Origin of the sequence: Lactococcus fujiensis JCM 16395 (assembly GCF_002441655.1) — a bacterium.
GTDB classification, from domain to species: Bacteria; Bacillota; Bacilli; order Lactobacillales; family Streptococcaceae; genus Lactococcus; species Lactococcus fujiensis.
The window spans coordinates 129426-148792 of record NZ_JXJU01000004.1 but is presented as its reverse complement, the minus strand read 5'-3'; the positions used below and the strand labels follow the sequence as shown (position 1 = coordinate 148792).

Genomic DNA, 19367 nt, shown 5'->3' with positions numbered 1-19367 from the left:
GTATATTTATCAGAAAGGGAATTCGCATTGGGAAAATTTACATTATTTGTCGGAATAGGAGCAATAATCCTCGCTTGTGGTTGCCTAATCTTAGGGGGATGGTATTGGATACGAGGTAGGAACAAAAGAGAAAATCAAACAATGATGAGGAACAAAAGATTATTCTTAATCATTGGTGGCTTTTTGTATGTGTTGGGATTTATAACATTGTTTTTTAGCCCCTCTTTTTCAAATAATGCGGTTTCTCATAAAAATACCAGTTCAAAAAATCAGCAAAGCTCTTTCAATCTAAAATCACAGGTAACCACATCGGAATCAGATCGGAAATCAACAACTCCTGAAGCTAGTCAATCGAATAAGACGTCTCAAGATTCGACAAATAAGACATCCTCGGAACAAGTTGGTCAAGTGAATGAATCAATGAATAGCGAAACGAGTAAGGGAACTACATTTTCAACATCTTCGAATTCAGGTTCAGTGAGCGATGGAACGCCAACGAATCAAGCGAATTTTTATTCTATCATGAGTGCTCAAGCCTCTGCCATCAATGGTTTGGCTGGACGGTCGGTCATTGAATCTATTTCCCCTGGGGCAACCTACCCAAGTCTTATTGTTACGCTAAATCCCGCTGTTGTGGATAAGGCGAGTGCCTCTCAATATGCTAAAGCTGAGGCTTATGGAACAGGTTATTTACTTGGCGTAGCTAAAAATTACGGAGTGACACCTTCGATTAGCTACCGATAAGCGTAATAAAAAATGGAGATGAAAAGATAAAAAAGAATGAATCAAACAGCACACCACCACCATCATCGTGGCCTATTTCATACACACCATCACAAAAGTAAGCATCATAACCATTTTGTATTAAAAGTAACATTAGGAATCGTAGGTTTTCTCTTGTTAACTTTGGCAGGCGTGGCATATGGTATCTATAAAAATGTACAAAATACCTATCAAAATTCATACATTGCTCCTTCAACAACAACTTCTAGTGTTTCCATTTCTAATCTTCATGCGATGTCAATTCTTATTGTAGAAACAGGCTCAGGAAGTACTCAATCAGGTCCCTGTTATGCAATGGGGCTAGCGGTGATGAACAAAAACACGAAACAAATGGGTTTAGTAAATCTTCCAATTGATGCTAAAATTAGTGGTCAAAAGACACTTTTACAAAATTTCCAAACAGGTGGCGAAAATCAAGCTCAGATGTCAGTTCAAAGTCTATTAGGGTTACAAATTACCAAATTTGTTCAAGTTGACGTTACTAAAATAGGAGATTTGGTAGCGGCTGTTGGTGGAATAGAAATCGATAATCCAACAACCTTTACATCAGCTCCTTACCAATTTGGAAAAGGGAATCTTTCATTGGTAAGTGCAGCTCAAGTAGCGGCCTATATTGGGACCACCGATGGTGGACAAAACAATGCGATTAGCGAAAGAGTATTAAAGGTTTCTACAGCAGTCTATCAAAAAATTAAAGCAAATACTTCGATTAAATCACTTGCTGATTTAAGCTATTATCAAAATATCCTCAACACCTTTAGCAACGCAGTTCATACGGATATTGATTTCAGTGAGTTTCAGACCATCGCCCTTCAATATAATACGGCCCTAAAAAATGCTCAAAAAATTAACTTGGTGACTCAAAAAAAGATGGAAATTTATCAATAAATCCGACGAGTTTATATTCTACAAAAGAAAAACTTGCGACACTATTAAAATAAAAAATACTCTCATTGGGTATTTTTTATTTGCCAAAATTTATCAATTACTTTACTAAAAAGATAAAAAACGAATTTTTTAACAGCGCTTCCATCAGCTACAAAGCAATGGTTTGTGAACTTTGTGGAATTTTATGCAAACTCTTGTATATTAAATAATTTAATGTTATAATGTTTTTGTAAAGATTTTGTCTAATTTGTCAAGCAATTAGCTCAGCAAGTTAAAAAACAAATCCCTTATTAGGAGAATATCATGAAGAAAACAAAAATCGTTTCACTCTTAGCAGTGTCAGTATTGTCTGTATCCCTACTTGCAGCTTGTGGAAATAGTAGTTCAACGAAATCGTCTACTTCTGAGACGAAAACGAGTCAGACGGCAAAAACAACGGATGTTTTTGCTGGAGCAACTCAAGGGACGAGCAATTTTTCAGACCTTCAAAAAGGTTTTGCTAAAAATGGCTCTTGGTTGAATGCAACTAAAGGCGATATGGATGCATCAGGAAAAACATTAACTGTTGATGGCTTGTTCATTGGTGACAATGTTGTTGCTCGTAAGTTAGCTGTTTATGCTCAAGATGACAACCACAAAATCACATCACGTTATACTTTGACTGTTGATAAAATAGAAGTTAAGTCACCAGGATTCTATATTTCTAACGGAACAGTTAAAGGGAACGTAAATGTATATGCAGCTGGCTTCCATGGTCAAACCGGTACAGGTGTTGATGGACAAGCAACTATTGATGGTAATTTGACTTTTGCAAGCCAAGATTTACTTGATGCATATAAAGCATTACCAGAAGCACAACAAGTTAAAGTCACTGGAACAACTTCAGTTGTTAAAGGCGATGTTGTTGCAGTTGAAGCTGGCGGTGTCAAAGTGGGCGAACACGGAAATGTTACTTATCTCTTTAAAGGAAATGGGACAGACACTCAAACTGGTGCGACAACCGGTACAGCTGATTTGTCAGTATTGAAATCAGCTTTGAGCGAAAATGGGGCATGGTTAGTTTCAGCTAATGCTGATGTTGATGCGTCAGGTAAAGCTCTTGAAATTAACGGTACCTTCTTAAATGAAAAAGGAGCAGTTCAACGTACTTTAGCTTTGATTGCCCAAAATAGTGATCACCAAGTGACAAAATCATTCACATTGACTGTGAAAAGCTTGACGATTAATTCTCCAGCATTTGACCTTGAAGGTGGTAACATCAAGGGTGATGTTTATGTTGGCGAAAACGGATCAATCATGGCTCGTGCAATGAAAGATACTTCTGGTAAAGTACTTCAATCAGAAATTGATGGCAACCTTTACTTCGCAACAGAAAAACAAATGGAAACTTATAAAGCTTTTGCAGCTGAAAATCAATTTAAAGTAACAGGAACAATTGCTGTAAAAGCAGCAGAATAATAATTGCAATAAAATTAATAAAAAGCCTCAAATGGGGCTTTTTTTTAATGCCAAAAAAAGATATAATAGAACTAAAGTAATCAAAAAAATACAAATAGTGCAATGCTTTCAATTTTAAAAAGAGGAAACTAAAATGGAAAAAACGGCTGTTCTAATGGCTACCTATAATGCTGCGGATTTAATAGTATCGCAATTAGATACGATCCGCTTGCAAGAACTACCGGCGGATTATGTTATCTTTCGCGATGATCATTCGAGTGACCAAACTGTTCAATTTTTGAAAAATTATATCGAAAAATATGAACTGAAAGGTTGGCAGATATTTGAAAATGACAAAAATATAGGTTGGCGATTAAATTTTCGACTTTTATTAATCGATGGATTAAAGACCGACGCTTCTTTTTTCTTTTTTTCAGATCAAGATAATATTTGGCTAGCGGATAAAAATAAAGTTCAAATTGAAGTCATGCTTGAATTTCCGGAGATTGAATTGCTTAGTGCAGACATAGAGATAAAAAAATTATCGCAAGAAAGTTCCGATTTGCCTTCTTGGTTTACTTATTTTCAGTTTGATGACCGAGAAGAAATGATCTCTAAATATCCTAAAAGGTTACTTTATCAATCCTATCGGGTGGGCTGGGTCGATGTTATGAGACGGGGATTTGTTGAAGATATGATTGAATTCTGGCAGCCAGATTATAATGTGACACATGATGTTTTGAATTCAACATTGTCTAGTCTTTTAGGGACAGGTTTTAATTTGAATCGCATAGTGGGAACTCATGTTCTGCATCAGCACAATGCAACCGGTAAAAAATTACTTACTTTGAGATCTCCTAAAAATGTACATCTTTCAGAATTGAAAAAATTTGTAGGTTTTTATGATATTCTTTACCACGTTTTGGAAAAACGAAAAATTAATCAAGCTGAAGAAATGAAAAACTATCGTGATTTTTACCAACGAAGGCTTGAAAATGCGAAAAGTAAACATTTGTTGCCTGTTGTAAAGCAGATTTTAGTAGATTGGCATTATTATCCGGCAATGAGTTCAAGAGTTCGTGATTTATATTTTGCTTTTAGAAAGTAAAATTATGAGTATTAGTTCAATATTGGTAAAAAATAAAGAAAACTTTCTATTATGGATTGCTTTGTTTTTATACTTTTTACTCCTGATGAATGCGGCCGTTGTTAATGTGCATATTTTCGGTAATGATGAACAAGCACGGTTACTTGTTGTTCGATATATTTTTCACTTAAATCGTTTGCCAATCGGAAATGAATCGGCGGTTAGAATTCCCCTTTGGGGCTTCTCATATGCCATGGAGCCCTACTTTCCTTCGCTGGTAGCTGTTTTTTGGATTAAAGTATTATTTCTATTTGAAAAAGGGAACAAGCTTTTTATTATTGGTGGGAGAATAGGAAGCGTTCTTGCGGCCTGTGGAGTCGGTTTTCTGTCGTGGGAAATTGCACAACTTCAATTCAATAAAAAATCAAGTCAGTACTTATTTATTTCATTGTCTATTTTTTTGCCCGAAGTGATGATTTTGGGGAGCTATTTGAACAATGACATCATGTCGCTTTTGGCATCTTACTTGATTACATTTGCTCTCTTGTTAGGTATGAAGAAAAATTGGGATTGGCCAACTTGTATCCTTTTAGCTGTGGGACTTTCGATAGGTGCAGTTTCCTATTATTTTGCATATGGATTTATTATTTTTGGGCTTGCGAGCTTCATCATATTTAATGTAAAAAAAAGGACATTTTCGAAACGTTTTGTGATAAAAGTGCTGCTTATTATTGTGCTGATATTAATTTTAACAAGTTGGTTTTTTGTCAGAAATTGGCTTCATTTTCATGATGTTTTAGGGTTGAAGACCGTAAGCCTTTATTCAGAACGATTTGGATCTATAAATCCACCATTAAAGCCGTCGATTCGTCCTACGCCAGCCCATGTTCATGAATCATTGTTTCAAATGGTTTCGGGGTTTAAATTCCAAAAGATACCTAAAGCCACTGGCTGGCTTTATTTGAGCGCTCTTAGCTTCGTTGGCACTTGGTTCAATCATGCTCATTTGTTAATGCCGAGTGTGATTTATGACATCTATGGTATTGTTTTGACCAGTGGCTTTTTAGGGGGCATCTTTCTTACAATTAGAAACTGGCGTACACTTTCTTTTGAAATGAAACTATTCAGGATTGGACTTTTGTTGACCATGGTTTCGGCGTTTTCTTGCTCGCTCTATTATTCTTATTTTGTAGATTATGAACCCGCGGGGAGGTACATTATTTCTATTCTATTACCTTTAATGTATTTTGTTACTGTCGGATTTGATTGGCTTTCAAGAAAAGTAATGCTGAGTGGAATAATGATAACTTTTTGTTTTCTTGTTGCAATGTGGTCTTACTTTTATTATTTAATATAAAAATGAAAATGAGGAGTCTGAATGCACGCTTATTTAATCTTAGCCCATCGTCAAGATGAAACCTTGAGGTTTTTAATTTCCAGCATTGATGACAAGCGAAATGAACTATTTGTACACTTGGACAAAAAAGCGGGTCCGATTGACACTGCTGTTTTTAGAACACAGCACTGCCATCTTCATTTCGTTCAACGAATGGATACAAACTGGGGGAGCTTTAGCTTAGTACTCGCGGAGCTGTCATTACTGACAGAAGCAACGCGGATGGGGCATCATGCTTATTACCATTTGTTATCGGGGCAGGACCTCCCAATAAAAGACCAAGGACAGATTCACCAGTTCTTTGAAAAAAATATGGGGAAAGAATTCGTTTCATTTGACCAGAATTTTGAGTTTGATTATCGCGTTCATTATTTTTATCCCATTCAGAAACGATTGCAAACAGGAATGTGGGGGAGAAAATGCAACGTAGCCCTTCAAAAAATACAACAGTTTTTAAATATTCGTCGAAATCAGAAAATAAATTTTTTTAGTGGCTCACAGTGGTTTAGCATTAGTGATGATTGTGCACGCTATGTCGTGGGGCAAGCCAATTGGATAAAAAAAGTTTTTCACCACGGTTTTGCAACTGATGAAATTTTTCTCCAAACTGTTTTAATGGATTCCACATTTAGCCAACATTTTTACCACTCCCCTACTCACGATAAAGACTTTAAGCATTTATCAACAAAAAATGAAATCGATTGTCTTCGACTTGTTAATTGGGAAAATGGAAAACCCGCCATTTTTAAATCTGAAAACTTGCAAGAAATTATAAACTCCGAATGTCTATTTGCACGTAAATTTGATGAGAAAGTGGATATGAAAATAATCGAAAGAGTAACCAGGAATTAAAAATGAATCAATATAAATTTTCAATCATTTTACCAGTTTATAACGGAGATGAATATTTACAGCAGGCGATTGACAGTCTGTTTCGACAAACTTATACAAATTGGGAATTGATTATCATTGATGATGGTTCAACTGATCAAAGTGGAAAAATTGCGGATCAGTCCAGTAAAAAGGATAGAAGAATTCGCGTTTACCATCAGTCTAATCAAGGCTTGCTATTGGCGCGACGTCAGGGGATTAGGCGGGTTTCTGGTAATTATTTGATGGCTTTGGATGCAGATGATCAACTTGCAGAGACTGCTTTGTCAAAGATATGTCTGTCCTTGGAGCAAACGCACGCTGATTTTTTGTTTTTTAATTTTTCAATGGATGATATGTTTCAATTTCCAGCAATGAATACTAATTTCCATAATCTTGAAGTATTTCAGAAAGAAAAGAAAAATGTAATTTATCATCTTATTGCGAACCAAGTTGACTTCAATCCGATTTGGAATAAAGTCATTCATCGTAATTTGTTTGACCCGACAATGAATTATTCTTATTTCGGTAAAAGAGTTTCGATGGGAGAAGACTTATTGCAAATCCTTCCCTTAGTGACAGCTGCGAAAAAAATTGTGTTTCTTGATGAAAACTTATATTTTTATCGGATTAATCCAGCATCAATGACTAAACAAAAAGTTGATTTTGGAGCCTACTTATCTATAAAAGAAGTTTTATTAGAATTTTTTAATTTTGTTGATGCGTGGTAACTTGATGATGGCGAGGCGATGAAAAATAGAAAGGCCATGCTTTATTTTATGGAACGCTTATCGGTTATTTCAAGAAGCAATTTTTCAAAGGATGGAGAATTGATACGTGATTTTTTAACTCGTTTTGCGGATGATAATTTTTTTAGAGAAATATACGAAAAATGTGAAAAAAATAAGCTTACTAAATTGAATCGAATTATTTTTTCACTCCTTTATCATAAAAAAATCCATTTATTATTGATTTTGTATCGTTTTAATAACATGTTAAAAAGATTAATGAAATAGGTATCAAGAAGCAATGAAACAAGTTGCATTAATATTTGAGCGATAATGATTTCGATTAGTCGATTGACCGTTCATCAGGCGAAAAGTGGTTTGGATAGGCTAAGTTTTATTATCCAAATTCAGTAGGATTTGTACCTCCATAAGATTTCATAATGGCGTTTCGTCAGGGACGATTAATGGGGGTTATTTTAAGAAGAAACATCAAAAGTTTAATCGCGCAAGCTTTAAAGTTCTATTGGTTTGCTAATTTACGGCTTAGGTTAATTTTGTTTGACTCGTTCGATTGTAACTCAATAAATCAAAACATCGATGAGATTTAAGGATTGTCATGAAAAATATTATTGTAAGTTATGAAAATAATAATGGGATTGTTCCCTATTTTGCTGCAGCTCAACAAAGAAAATTAAGTGCTGCTTTATTTTCAGATAAGAAGCTGGCCCATTGGAGGATTACTCTCGCAATTAAACTTTACGAAAAAGGAATAAGCTGGCCCTATTTATCTTTACTAGGCGACTGGTTTCAGGAACTTCGAGAAATCAAGGGAATCGTTTTCACAGCAAATCGTGAGACTAAACCAGTATTGGATTACTTGGCGAGAAAATGGCCGGAAATTTCGCTCCATCTCTATTATCTGAATAATATTGAAAATGAAATTACCAGTGTGAATGAGTGGCAAAAGTATCCCTGTCAAATTTGGACTTTCGACCGCAAAGATTCAATTCAGTTTGGTCTCCGCGTGATAGCCCAACCCATTTGTAAAGAAAATTTTAAAAAAATGCACGCCTTAAAAATAAGGCAAGATATAATTTTTATTGGCGAGGATAAAAAAAGGTTAATCGATTTACTGAAGCTCAAAAAAGAGTGGCAAGCGATTGGAATTACGACCTGTTTTGAAATTACGGGGACTTACCCGCCCAATCGCACGGAAGGAATAAATTATCATTATGCACAGCCAGTGCCTTATCAAAAAGTTATCGAAAAATATAGCCAATCTAACTGTATCCTCGAAATTGTTCAAAAAGGCCAAGAAAGTTCTACCATGCGTCCAATTGAAGCTGGATTTTTGAAGAAGAAATTGATTACAAATAATCTATCAATAAAAAAAGAGCCATACTATAACTCAAATAATATTTTTATTCTTAATGAAAATAATCATGATCAAATCAAAGATTTTTTAGAAAATAAATTTGATGATTCTATTGATTTTGAAAACTACGAAATAGAAAATTGGCTGAAGAACTTTTAAGGAGCTAGCGATGATTTCTGTAATCATTCCAATGTATAATCGAGAAGATACAATTTTGAGAGCAATCAACAGTGTGCTTTCGCAAAAGGATAATGTTGGTCACGCCATTGATTTAGAATTAATCGTTGTTGACGATGGTTCAACGGATGGCTCTGTACAGCAGGTTCAGAGGATTGCTGATGAACGCCTGATTTTGATTCAATTAAACCAGAACCAAGGAGCTAACAAAGCACGAAATTGTGGGGCAGCTTATGCAAAGGGAGAATATATCGCTTTTCAAGACTCGGATGATGAATGGTTGCCTAATAAATTGGCAAAGCAATTATCTTTTTTGCAGACAACGAATTGTGATATGGTGGCAACGGGCTTAAGTTGGCGAGGTCCATTAGAACATTATGAGTTGAAACATCAAGAAGGGATGGTCACAAGTTCTGAACTTTTGAAAGGCAATTTTTTAAGCACGCAAACACTTTTTATTAAGAAAAGTTGCTTTGAACAAATTAAGTTTGATGCTGTTTTACCGCGACTACAAGATTGGGATTTTGTCTTTCGATTTAGCTTACGATTTCAAATAGCCTTTTTAAATCAGGTCCTCGTCTACCAGTATCCAACGTTGAATAGTATTTCGCAGGATAGTCAAGCGAAAGAAGAAGCCGTTGAATTGGTTCTGAAAAAATTCCCAAGAATATTTATCATGTCAAAAAAGGACGAAGCGAATTTTTATTATCATTTGGGAAGTTTGTTAGATCGTCATCATGCGCGTGGATTGTATTTGAAGTCCCTTGTGAAACAGCCACAAATAAAGACTATCCATGCTTATTTACTTAGTTTTTTCTAATCTCCAGATTTTTAGAAAAAGTAGAGAGAGTCGAACCCGGTTTCTAATTGTTTGGCCCGATTTTATAGTTAAAAAAAGAAGATTACTCCAAAAGTCGCTCAATAGATTGGAGATAATTTGATCCATTAATTGATTATTTATCTTCAATTTTTTGCCATAGAGGTAACAATAACAGACGTCATTGATTGACTTCACTCGATTTAATTGGTCTACTCGACTACTCAAATGATTTGTTTTTTGATTTATTAATGCTTGTGCCTGTAAGAGACTGAATGTTTTTTCGTTAACCTGATGTGTTTGACTTGAATCTCTCATGACGTAATAGTAAGTTGGCTGATCAATAATCAAAATCTTTTTGTCAGGATCTTCTAATTTTGCAGCGAGAAAATATTCGACGCAAAAGAGACGATCTTCTCTTTGATGGATTTGTTCATTAAACTGAACTTGGTGCTTTAATATAATGTCGCGAGAAAAAACTTTATTGACTGGCCAGCCCCTAAAGGATTGATCGTCAAGGCAAAACTCGATGGCTTGATCAATTGAAATGACAGATTGGCTCATTTTTTTGCCAATTCTTGTTGGTCGTACCGAATTATTTTGAAGAATATTGATTTTGTTGAAAATAGAGATAAAAGAATCGGTAGGTAAAATTTTCGAGAGGTTTAGCAAGTGCCGATTTGATAAATAGTCATCGCCATCGAGAAAAAGAATAAATTGACCAGAGGCCAGTGAAATTCCTTTATTTCGTGCTGCCGAAACGCCACTATTTTTTTGTGTGATTAATTTTAGTTGGCCAGGAAAGAGATTCATTAAAGATAAAATTTTTTCCTGAGTACGGTCTGTTGAACCATCATCTATAACAATAAGTTCAAAATCTCGAAATATTTGCGTGAAAACGGAATTTAGGCATTTCTCAATTTGTTCTTCAACATCGAAAGCAGGGACAATAATTGAAAATAAAGGACTTTTGTTAATCATTTTAAGTTTCCTTTGAAAATATCTCTTAATAAATTTTCAAAATATTTAAATTCAGATCTTTTACGGAAGACGAATAAAAAGAAGAGATTTGGGAGAAATAACGCCAAAATGGCATTTAATATAAAAATAATCCAGGTATTGTTGAATCGTGTAATGCATGCAGACACTATCCAGCTCATTGCGAGGATGATTAGGAAAAGCATTAAATATCCAGCTTGTTCAATCAAATAGGCCTTGATTTTTTGGTGAAAAACGGGTTGGTAAATGTACTTTGGAAAGCTATAAGAGTAGAGCACCATCGTACTGAGTAGCGTGCCCAAAAGAACACCAGAAAGGCCTAAGTAATTGACCAGCAAAATGGAACTTATTAAATTGATGACCGACTCGAAAACTGGAATATGTCTATTCTCGTAGAAAATACCCGAAGCATTTTGAAAAAGTTGTATCGGTTTTCGTTGTCCTTGAACGTAAAAGTTGATCGTAATGACAAGGAGAATTGATTCCGAAAGAAGTTCATTCTTTCCTAACCAGAGTATGACAAAAGGTTGCATCAACAAAAATATTGAAATGGATGCAAAGCTGTATATCCAAAAATTGATAAAGGAAATATTTTGATAAATTTCAAAAGATTTAGCTGTTTTTTTTTCCGTTAATAAATTCCCAACTGAAGCCGTGAGACTAGTAATTATCGCAGTCAGTAAAGTGGAAATAGAAGTAATGACGAGTAAGTAATTTGAATAAAGTCCCATAACTTTCAGTCCTAGAAATTTGGAAATGATTAGATTATCGGTACCAAAAACAGCGAAATTTCCAACATTATGGAAAAACATTCCATAAATTTGTAATTTGAAATTGCTGAATACCTTTGCTTCCAGTTTTTCTGTCTTTTTTTCTTTCAGATAAGGGTATTTATTGTCAACATAGACGGAAATAAAAAGGTTTTCTAGGATGGTAAAGACAAGTGTAACAACAAGGTAAACTACGTAGGATCGGAACTTAATTAAAACGAATAAAAAAATAATGTTCATCAGAATTGATGTCATCGTATCAGTGATATTTAAGACATAGTTCTTTTGATCGGCATATAGCATGGATCTTTTGTAAGAAAACAAATAGGTGGCAACCGTACTTGATAAATAAAGGAGATAGAGCAAATTGATGTTTTCTGAGATTCCATGAAAATTGATCATGATTTTTAGGAAAGGGAGTAAAGCAAGTCCGATGAATGAAACGACAGAGGCGACAATGCGATAGCAAATTTTATAAAAATGCATTAGTGTCTTTATTTTTTCTGTCTCTTGTTGACTAATAAGAGGATAAAGATTAAAGATAATTGCGGTACCGATACCAAGTTCGGCGATTGATAGCATGAATAAAATACTTGAAAAAAGTCCATTTAATCCCTGATACTCAAGACCTAAAGTGGCAATAAAAACGCTCCTGACACAGAAACCAAGAAGGGTGCTTATCATCATTTGAAAAAAAGCGGAGGTCATATTCTTGACCGAATTGATTAGCCGCATAAAGTCCCTTTCTTTGCGCATTATTTAGGGGGAGACTTCCAATACCAGTGATAGTAAGCATGATTTTTTATATCTCGTTTTTTTGGAGGAAGCTGCCATGAGTGATAGAGTTCATCTAAATAAGGCTTATGATTAGTAATTTTGCGAAGGATTAAATTTTCAAAATGGATATCTTCATAAGACTTGAAAATTAATTTAGGGAAATAAGCCGTTTTTTTGGGTGGGGAGAATACATAATTGCAAAATAAAGTGCCTTGGTTATTATATTTTTGCATCAGTGCATCAACTTTTTCGGCAAGGAGCATATTTTTTCCTCGATAATGCAAATGAGCAGGTAACCATAAAACTGATTTTGCTAATGAGTAAATGAGCTTTTCCGAACTGGCATAGGCAAGCCCGGCTCTTGTTGACGTTAAATTCGTAACTTCTTTTCGAACAGCTTGCTTAAACCTTTCCCCTTCCTTTTCATTATTTGGAAGACTATCGATTGGAAAAATATCAATGAAAATACCAGTTTGGTTATTTAATTTATCTAGGGAACTTCTGTAGAAGGTTCGATTATCATAAAGTTTTGACATTGGCAAAAAAGTGGGCTGCACTTTGAAATAAAGGAGGGAAAGATTTTGAGGCAAATTAGAACTCAGTAAATGCAGCAATTTTTCGTAATTTGGACGCGTAAGCATGATATCTATGTCATCGTCCCAGGGGATATATCCCCTATACTTTACGGCTCCTAAGAGTGTGCCAGCACTAATTGAATATTCAATCTGGTGCTGGCGACAAAGGCTGTCTACATAGGAGATTATTTCAAGCTGTATTGTTTTAAGTTCTTCCTTTGTAATTTCTTTCATTCTTCTCAAATCAGTCCTAATAATTCATTTTAAAATTGTAAGCAATAGAATACAATTTTATTATATCAAAAATTGATTTGTCTTTCAATCTTTTTTTTATGGAACAAAAATAGTATAATGAAGGGGCGTGCTATTCTATACAAAAATGAGCGTTCAAGTCATTTGCAATCGGTAACATTATTTTGCTCGTTGATTTTTGTTTAGATGCACGTCAAGTTAAATAAGTAGCACAAAAAACAAAAAGGTTGGAGAAAAAATGTCAAAAGAAACTTTTTCAATGGAATTTGCTGGGCGTACTTTAACAATAGAGACAGGTCAAGTTGCAAAACAGGCAAATGGAGCTGTTGTCGTACGATACGGTGATACTACAGTTTTAACAGCAGCGACGATGGGAAAAATGGCGACAGGGGATTTCTTCCCTCTGACGGTCAATTACACTGAAAAAATGTATGCGGCTGGGAAATTCCCAGGTGGATTCATGAAACGTGAAAGTCGACCATCAACGGATGAGACATTAACAGCACGTTTAATAGACCGACCAATCCGTCCGATGTTTGCTGAGGGATTCCGCAATGAAATTCAGGTTATTAACACCGTTTTGTCCTATGACGAAAATGCGACTCCTCGTATGTCAGCGATGCTTGGCTCTTCATTGAGTTTAGCTATTTCTGATATTCCTTTCGATGGTCCTATCGCAGGTGTAGAAGTGGCCTATATTGAAGGACAATATGTCATTAATCCATCGAAAGAACAAAAAGAAATTTCAAAATTAGAGTTATCTGTTGCAGGAACGGAAAAAGCCATTAATATGGTTGAGTCAGGAGCTAAAGAATTATCTGAAGAGGTTATGTTAGGGGCCTTACTTGCTGGTCATGATGCAGTGAAACAATTGATTGAATTCCAAAAACAAATTGTTTTAGCTGTCGGAAAGGAAAAGCGTGAGGTTGATTTACTCCAGGTTGATCCTTCTCTTGCAGTTGTTGTTCGTGCTAAATATAATTCGGACTTAAAAGTTGCGGTAAAAAACGCCGATAAGGTTGTTCGTGAAGCTGAAACAAAAGAGGTAAAAGAACGTGCTTTAGCGGAATTTGAGGCAGAATATGCAGATGCAGAAAACAAAGAAACAATACTCCGCGATGTTGCTGAAATTTTAGAACAAATGGAGCATGCTGAAGTCCGTCGTTTAATTATTGAGGATAAAGTCCGTCCTGATGGTCGCCAAATTGATGAAATCCGTCATTTAGAGGCCGAAATTGATTTTACCCCAAATACTGTTACGCATGGATCGGGCCTTTTTACGCGTGGGCAAACTCAGGCTTTATCAACTTTGACATTGGCACCTATGGGAGACGCTCAAATTATTGATGGACTAGACTTGGAACACAAAAAACGTTTCATGCATCATTATAATTTCCCACAATTTTCTGTTGGTGAAACGGGTCGCTATGGTGCGCCAGGACGTCGTGAAATCGGACATGGCGCATTAGGAGAACGTGCGTTGGCACAAGTATTGCCAAGCCTTGAGGAATTTCCATATGCTATTCGTTTAGTGGCAGAAGTACTCGAATCAAATGGTTCTTCATCACAAGCATCAATTTGTGCAGGTACACTTGCATTAATGGCTGGTGGTGTCCCTATTAAAGCGCCAGTGGCTGGAATTGCGATGGGCTTAATTTCTGACGGTTCAGAATATACGATTTTGACTGATATTCAAGGGCTTGAGGATCATTTTGGAGACATGGACTTTAAAGTTGCTGGAACACGTGATGGAATCACAGCTTTACAAATGGATATTAAAATCCAAGGAATCACAGCTGAAATTTTGAAAGAAGCACTAGCTCAGGCTAAAGTCGCGCGGATGCAAATTTTGGATGTTATTGAAGCAACAATTCCTGAATCACGCCCTGAATTGGCACCTTCAGCGCCAAAGATTGAAAGCATGAAGATTGACGTTGATAAAATTAAAGTTGTTATTGGTAAAGGTGGTGAAAACATCAACAGTATCATTGACGAAACACATGTTCAAATTGATATTGATGAAGAAGGAAATGTATCCATTTACTCCAATGACCAAGAGGCCATTAACCGTGCCAAAGAACTAATTAGCGAATTAATCCGCGAGGCAAAAGTTGGGGACATTTATGACGCAAAAGTTGTTCGAATTGAGAATTTTGGCGCCTTTGTTAACCTTTTTGGGAAGCAAGATGCAATGGTTCATATCTCAGAATTGGCATGGGCAAGAACGAAAAAAGTTGAAGATGTTGTAAAACTTGGAGATGTTGTTAAAGTCAAAGTCATGAAAATTGACGACAAAGGTCGTGTTGATGCTTCAATCCGTGTCCTTTTGGATAAACCAGAAGGCTACGTTGAACCTGAGCGTAAACCTCGTGAACGCCGTGAGAATGGTGAGCGAAGAAATGGCAAATTTGACCGTAAGCCAAATGACCGAAGGAACAATGGAAATGACCGTGGAAATCAAGACAAGGCAGCGAAATTTGAAAAACGTGAGCGAAAAGTTGAAATAAAGAATGACTTTGATGAGTTCCCAGAGCTTTCTACAACTAAACCAGAATAAAGGGAGTAACATGAGCAAATATAATTTAAGCCCGGAGCTTAATGACAAATTAAAGAATTCGTTGGCCAATCAAGGACAGTTTTTAGAAGATATTTCCTTTGTTTATGCCCTACAAGCTTTTCCTGTTTTGGTTCCGTCAAAAATATTCTTTTTTGACGTTGAAGGTCATAAAACATTACCTATGTTTACAACTGAGGAAGATTTAGCAGTTTTTGAAAAATCCTTAACTGAAGTCGAAACAGAGTGGGAATTACGTCCCATTCGTGAGATTTTGACCGCTTTAATGCAAACAGAAATTGCTTCGGTAGCCTTTAATCCGAAACTTGCAACAGATGAATCTCATGATAACACGGTTTATTTTGACAAGGAAAGCCTGCTAAAATTTGTCAGCTATTACACTGGAATCCTGAATGAGATGCTTGATCCTGAGAATGTAAAAAAAGAACGGCTTACTCGAAAATACCTTGTTCCTACATTTGTTTGGACGGATGAGGAAGACAAAATCCATCGTGGTTTTGCAAATTTGACCACTCAAGATGGGCAAGAATTTATTCCTATTTTTGATAACCTAAATTCTTTTGCGGCATGGTACAATGAGGCCTACTTTGTCGATCCCTTTAAAGAAAATCGTGGTCAAGTTCTAATGATGGATTTGAAAACTTTGCGTCATCCAGATGAAGGTGAGAATGTTTTTGGAAAAACGGACGGTGTAACGATTAATCCGATTGGTGCAACCAATGATGATTATCAAAAAACCTTGATGTTTTGGAATGAAATTGGCTGATAGCTGAGGTTATTCCTAGAATGAATACTTATGGTATAATTTGACTATAAGTATTTTTTATATCAAAAATTAATTTTTTCAATAGAAAAAAATTTATTAATGTAAGGTAACAATGAAAGAAAAAAAGAAGGGCTTTTGGCGAGAAGGAGTTCGAGTAACGCGCGAAAATGACCCCGCCGCGCGAACAAGTTTAGAAATAATTTTAACTTATCCTGGCTTAAAAGCATTAGCGGCACATCGCTTGTCACATTGGTTATGGAAACATGATGCAAAATTATTAGCACGAATGAATTCTCAACTGTGGCGTTTTTTAACACAAATAGAAATTCATCCAGGGGCTGAGATTGCTAATGGTGTTTTTATCGACCATGGTTCAGGACTTGTAATAGGGGAAACCGCAATAGTTGAAACTGGTGTGAAACTCTATCATGGTGTAACGCTGGGCGGAACTGGGAAAGACTCTGGCAAGCGACACCCAACGGTACGAAAGGGGGCACTCATTTCGGCCCATGCTCAACTTTTAGGACCCATTGAAATTGGAGAAAATGCCAAAGTTGGTGCGAGTGCTGTTGTTGTTACAGATGTTCCGAATGACGTGACAGTGGTGGGAATTCCTGCAAAAGTTGTTCGTGTCAACGGTAAAAAAGATGAGTCAATAATTAATTCTCTAGAAGAAATGCGTGAAGCAAGTTACCATTCATCACATTTGTGAGGTGAAGTAAGAAATGGGGAAAAGAAAAGTCGCTGTCTATGAAGGACAGATGCTTTCAACTTTAAAATCTTTTACCGATGCAGTAATGTCAATTATTGCAACGATTATGGTTCTAGAAATTCCGTTGCCAAAACTGATGAATAATAAGCAGTATTATTTTCAAGACACGGTTACTTCACTCATTATTTTCTTTGTGAGTTTTCTGGTAGTCGTTTCTTATTATTTTCAATTTAGCAAGTTTTTTGGGCGGATAAAGAAAATTTCGGGTTGGCAAATTTTCGCGTACACAATTTTCCTAATGCTCGTTTCCCTTTTTCCATTTATGACGCAAGCAAATAATGGTAATCACCCAGCATATTTCACTACAATTTATATTTTATACATCATTGTAACTTCTCGTTTTGCGGCGTTGATTAGCAAGGCTGTTTATCGTTTAAATGAAATTAGTGTGAGTCGTCATCAAGCACGAAAACCTTGGGATTTGCTGTTGATGGCCATCATTGCCATTGGAATTTCAAGCCTAGGCTACGCAGCTTACACGGGAATCCCTTTACTCTATTTGCCTATTCGGTCGCTTGTGACATCAATTGTTTATGATGAAGATTAAAAAGGAACTATAATGAAAATTTACAATACTTACAGTCGTCAATTAGAAGATTTTCAGCCAATAATACCTGGAAAAATCAGCATGTACGTTTGTGGACCAACGGTCTATAATTATATTCATATCGGCAATGCAAGAAGTGTTGTCGCTTTTGACGTAGTCCGTCGATATTTAGAGTATCGAGGCTACGATGTTAATTATGTATCAAATTTTACTGACGTTGATGACAAAATTATCAAAGGTGCAAATTCAGAAAATTTATCTACAAAAGAATTTTCAGAACGCTATATAAAGGCATTTTTTGAGGATATTGATGCGTTAGGTGTGAAACATGCAACGCATAATCCGAAAGCAAGCGAATATATTGACCAGATGATTGGGTTTATTCAGGAGCTTATTGCTAAAGATTTTGCCTATGTTTCCCAAGGAGATGTTTATTTTCGTGTATCCAGGTCTACAGACTATGCAAAATTAGCTCATAAAAATTTGGATGAATTGCTAGAAGGGGCTTCTGGGCGAACCGATGAGGAGACAAGCCGAAAAGAAACATCGGCTGATTTTGCGCTATGGAAATCAGCGAAAAAAGGGGAGGTTTCATGGCACTCCCCATGGGGAGAAGGACGTCCAGGGTGGCACATTGAGTGTTCAGTAATGTCAATGGACCTTTTGGGGAATACGCTTGATATTCATGGTGGTGGAGCTGATTTAGAGTTTCCACACCATACCAATGAAATTGCCCAATCAGAAGCAAAAACTGGTCAAAGATTTGCCAATTATTGGATGCACAACGGCTTTGTCAATGTGGATGGGGAGAAAATGTCTAAATCGCTTGGCAATTTTACGACTGTACACGACTTATTAAAAGTTGTTCCTGCAAAAAATTTACGATTTTTCCTTGCGACAACGCATTATCGTCGTCCCGTTAATTTTACAGATGAGGCACTTCTCGATGCTGACAATAATGTCAAAAAGATAGAAAATGCATATCGTAATTTGAATCAAGAAGGGACTGCAGATTTGTCCGAACTGACAGCTTTTAAGCGGTCGTTCATCGAAGCGATGGATGATGATTTCAATATTGCCAATGCTTTAACGATCTTTTATGATTTTATATCATGGGTCAATAAAGGAAACGGTGGTATAGAAACCAAACACTTTTTTGAAGATGTAATGGAAATCTTGGGGTTGCAATTGGAACTTGAAGCCGGTATTGATTCTGAAATTGAACAGCTTATTGAAGCACGACAAGTGGCTCGTGAAATGAGAGACTTTGCGAAATCAGATCAAATTCGTGATGAGTTGAAGGCCAAAGGGATTATTTTGGAAGACACGAAAGATGGCGTGAGGTGGCATCATGAATGAAAATTCTGCTAAATTATTGAATGGAATTGCGCTTGCTTATATCGGCGATGCTGTTTATGAAGTTTTTGTTCGTGATTATTTATTAAGTTTGGGGATAACAAAACCATCACAACTTCAAAAAAATGCCACGCGATTTGTGTCAGCAAAAGCACAGGCCGCAATAATTTCCGCAATGGAAGAAACTAATTTTCTAACAGAAGATGAACTCATTTACTTTAAGCGTGGACGTAATGCACACAGCAAAACAACGGCTAAAAATACTGATGTCGTCACTTATCGAATCTCAACGGGCTTTGAGGCCGTATTTGGTATTCTTCACCTCACCCACCAGGAAGAGCGATTGAATAAAATTTGGGAATTTTGTCTGAAACATATTGAGAAATGAGCAGATTATTTCAAAAAAATTGAATAATTCGT

19 protein-coding genes are annotated in these 19367 nt (G+C 36.1%); 16 read left to right on the top strand and 3 right to left on the bottom strand.

All coding sequences use genetic code 11. The features are described 5' to 3' along the window. Positions 1 to 141 precede the first annotated feature (141 nt). The 10 genes from RT41_RS04595 to RT41_RS04550 all read left to right on the top strand — a co-directional run bounded on the left by RT41_RS04595 (position 142) and on the right by RT41_RS04550 (position 9561). A complete protein-coding gene (locus RT41_RS04595) occupies positions 142 to 744 on the top strand; it encodes a hypothetical protein (RefSeq protein WP_054639577.1) in 603 nt (200 codons plus the stop codon). Positions 745 to 780: 36 nt separating this feature from the next. After that, the gene (locus tag RT41_RS04590) at positions 781 to 1671 is read left to right on the top strand and encodes an LCP family glycopolymer transferase (RefSeq protein WP_096817764.1); all 891 of its coding nucleotides are present in this window, start codon (positions 781 to 783) and stop codon (positions 1669 to 1671) included. A gap of 303 nt (positions 1672 to 1974) precedes the next feature. Continuing rightward, on the top strand, positions 1975 to 3129 hold the full coding sequence (locus RT41_RS04585) for a hypothetical protein (protein WP_054639575.1): 1155 nt from the start codon (positions 1975 to 1977) through the stop codon (positions 3127 to 3129). A 133-nt stretch (positions 3130 to 3262) separates the two neighbouring features. Then, positions 3263 to 4216 (top strand): glycosyltransferase, encoded by a 954-nt coding sequence (locus RT41_RS04580; protein ID WP_096817763.1) that lies wholly within the window; start codon positions 3263 to 3265, stop codon positions 4214 to 4216. Between the two features lie 4 nt (positions 4217 to 4220). Next, entirely contained in the window at positions 4221 to 5552 is a 1332-nt protein-coding gene (locus RT41_RS04575; RefSeq protein ID WP_143467345.1) for a glycosyltransferase family 39 protein, read from the top strand. 21 nt (positions 5553 to 5573) lie between these two features. Then, complete coding sequence (locus RT41_RS04570; RefSeq protein WP_054639572.1) at positions 5574 to 6443, top strand: beta-1,6-N-acetylglucosaminyltransferase; 870 nt, start codon at positions 5574 to 5576, stop codon at positions 6441 to 6443. A 2-nt stretch (positions 6444 to 6445) separates the two neighbouring features. Continuing rightward, a complete protein-coding gene (locus RT41_RS04565) occupies positions 6446 to 7192 on the top strand; it encodes a glycosyltransferase family 2 protein (RefSeq protein WP_096817759.1) in 747 nt (248 codons plus the stop codon). Between the two features lie 18 nt (positions 7193 to 7210). Further along, complete coding sequence (locus RT41_RS04560; protein ID WP_054639569.1) at positions 7211 to 7477, top strand: hypothetical protein; 267 nt, start codon at positions 7211 to 7213, stop codon at positions 7475 to 7477. A gap of 328 nt (positions 7478 to 7805) precedes the next feature. After that, positions 7806 to 8723 (top strand): WaaS/CpsH family glycosyltransferase, encoded by a 918-nt coding sequence (locus RT41_RS04555; RefSeq protein ID WP_096817757.1) that lies wholly within the window; start codon positions 7806 to 7808, stop codon positions 8721 to 8723. 10 nt (positions 8724 to 8733) lie between these two features. Next, a complete protein-coding gene (locus RT41_RS04550) occupies positions 8734 to 9561 on the top strand; it encodes a glycosyltransferase family 2 protein (RefSeq protein ID WP_096817755.1) in 828 nt (275 codons plus the stop codon). Here RT41_RS04550 and RT41_RS04545 read toward each other — a convergent pair. From RT41_RS04545 to RT41_RS04535, 3 genes are read right to left on the bottom strand one after another with little or no spacing between them, the layout of a single operon-like run. Further along, positions 9544 to 10539, bottom strand: coding sequence for a glycosyltransferase (locus RT41_RS04545; RefSeq protein ID WP_096817753.1), 996 nt, complete (start codon positions 10537 to 10539; stop codon positions 9544 to 9546). The genes RT41_RS04550 and RT41_RS04545 overlap by 18 nt on opposite strands. Continuing rightward, positions 10536 to 12083, bottom strand: coding sequence for a lipopolysaccharide biosynthesis protein (locus RT41_RS04540; protein ID WP_245811593.1), 1548 nt, complete (start codon positions 12081 to 12083; stop codon positions 10536 to 10538). Before RT41_RS04540 ends, RT41_RS04545 begins: the two co-directional genes overlap by 4 nt. Next, positions 12083 to 12913 carry a LicD family protein gene (locus RT41_RS04535; RefSeq protein ID WP_096817751.1) on the bottom strand — a complete coding sequence of 277 codons (831 nt, stop codon included), beginning with the start codon at positions 12911 to 12913 and terminating at the stop codon, positions 12083 to 12085. The genes RT41_RS04540 and RT41_RS04535 overlap by 1 nt, the downstream gene beginning before the upstream one ends. Before the next feature lie 256 nt (positions 12914 to 13169). On the opposite strand from RT41_RS04535, the gene pnp reads away from it, so the two are divergent. From pnp to RT41_RS04505, 6 genes are all read left to right on the top strand, one after another. Then, on the top strand, positions 13170 to 15488 hold the full coding sequence (gene pnp / locus RT41_RS04530; RefSeq protein ID WP_096817749.1) for a polyribonucleotide nucleotidyltransferase: 2319 nt from the start codon (positions 13170 to 13172) through the stop codon (positions 15486 to 15488). A 10-nt stretch (positions 15489 to 15498) separates the two neighbouring features. After that, positions 15499 to 16272, top strand: a complete 774-nt coding sequence (locus tag RT41_RS04525) for a hypothetical protein (protein WP_054639559.1) — start codon at positions 15499 to 15501, stop codon at positions 16270 to 16272. A gap of 112 nt (positions 16273 to 16384) precedes the next feature. Beyond that, positions 16385 to 16984 carry a serine O-acetyltransferase gene (gene cysE, locus RT41_RS04520; RefSeq protein ID WP_096817747.1) on the top strand — a complete coding sequence of 200 codons (600 nt, stop codon included), beginning with the start codon at positions 16385 to 16387 and terminating at the stop codon, positions 16982 to 16984. A 13-nt stretch (positions 16985 to 16997) separates the two neighbouring features. Further along, positions 16998 to 17591, top strand: a complete 594-nt coding sequence (locus RT41_RS04515; protein ID WP_096817744.1) for a TMEM175 family protein — start codon at positions 16998 to 17000, stop codon at positions 17589 to 17591. A gap of 9 nt (positions 17592 to 17600) precedes the next feature. Continuing rightward, positions 17601 to 18950, top strand: coding sequence for a cysteine--tRNA ligase (gene cysS / locus RT41_RS04510; RefSeq protein WP_342743684.1), 1350 nt, complete (start codon positions 17601 to 17603; stop codon positions 18948 to 18950). Further along, positions 18943 to 19335: a Mini-ribonuclease 3 gene (locus RT41_RS04505; protein ID WP_054639557.1), complete on the top strand. Its 393-nt coding sequence runs from the start codon at positions 18943 to 18945 to the stop codon at positions 19333 to 19335. The genes cysS and RT41_RS04505 overlap by 8 nt, the downstream gene beginning before the upstream one ends. The last annotated feature ends 32 nt before the right edge of the window (positions 19336 to 19367 follow it).

What these genes read in the sequence shown, in the direction of transcription:
- RT41_RS04595 (WP_054639577.1), top strand. Translation starts at nt 142, where the DNA reads ATGATGAGGAACAAAAGATTATTCTTAATCATTGGTGGCTTTTTGTAT.
- RT41_RS04590 (WP_096817764.1), top strand. Translation starts at nt 781, where the DNA reads ATGAATCAAACAGCACACCACCACCATCATCGTGGCCTATTTCATACA.
- RT41_RS04585 (WP_054639575.1), top strand. Translation starts at nt 1,975, where the DNA reads ATGAAGAAAACAAAAATCGTTTCACTCTTAGCAGTGTCAGTATTGTCT.
- RT41_RS04580 (WP_096817763.1), top strand. Translation starts at nt 3,263, where the DNA reads ATGGAAAAAACGGCTGTTCTAATGGCTACCTATAATGCTGCGGATTTA.
- RT41_RS04575 (WP_143467345.1), top strand. Translation starts at nt 4,221, where the DNA reads ATGAGTATTAGTTCAATATTGGTAAAAAATAAAGAAAACTTTCTATTA.
- RT41_RS04570 (WP_054639572.1), top strand. Translation starts at nt 5,574, where the DNA reads ATGCACGCTTATTTAATCTTAGCCCATCGTCAAGATGAAACCTTGAGG.
- RT41_RS04565 (WP_096817759.1), top strand. Translation starts at nt 6,446, where the DNA reads ATGAATCAATATAAATTTTCAATCATTTTACCAGTTTATAACGGAGAT.
- RT41_RS04560 (WP_054639569.1), top strand. Translation starts at nt 7,211, where the DNA reads ATGAAAAATAGAAAGGCCATGCTTTATTTTATGGAACGCTTATCGGTT.
- RT41_RS04555 (WP_096817757.1), top strand. Translation starts at nt 7,806, where the DNA reads ATGAAAAATATTATTGTAAGTTATGAAAATAATAATGGGATTGTTCCC.
- RT41_RS04550 (WP_096817755.1), top strand. Translation starts at nt 8,734, where the DNA reads ATGATTTCTGTAATCATTCCAATGTATAATCGAGAAGATACAATTTTG.
- RT41_RS04545 (WP_096817753.1), bottom strand. Translation starts at nt 10,539, where the DNA reads ATGATTAACAAAAGTCCTTTATTTTCAATTATTGTCCCTGCTTTCGAT.
- RT41_RS04540 (WP_245811593.1), bottom strand. Translation starts at nt 12,083, where the DNA reads ATGCGCAAAGAAAGGGACTTTATGCGGCTAATCAATTCGGTCAAGAAT.
- RT41_RS04535 (WP_096817751.1), bottom strand. Translation starts at nt 12,913, where the DNA reads ATGAAAGAAATTACAAAGGAAGAACTTAAAACAATACAGCTTGAAATA.
- pnp (WP_096817749.1), top strand. Translation starts at nt 13,170, where the DNA reads ATGTCAAAAGAAACTTTTTCAATGGAATTTGCTGGGCGTACTTTAACA.
- RT41_RS04525 (WP_054639559.1), top strand. Translation starts at nt 15,499, where the DNA reads ATGAGCAAATATAATTTAAGCCCGGAGCTTAATGACAAATTAAAGAAT.
- cysE (WP_096817747.1), top strand. Translation starts at nt 16,385, where the DNA reads ATGAAAGAAAAAAAGAAGGGCTTTTGGCGAGAAGGAGTTCGAGTAACG.
- RT41_RS04515 (WP_096817744.1), top strand. Translation starts at nt 16,998, where the DNA reads ATGGGGAAAAGAAAAGTCGCTGTCTATGAAGGACAGATGCTTTCAACT.
- RT41_RS04505 (WP_054639557.1), top strand. Translation starts at nt 18,943, where the DNA reads ATGAATGAAAATTCTGCTAAATTATTGAATGGAATTGCGCTTGCTTAT.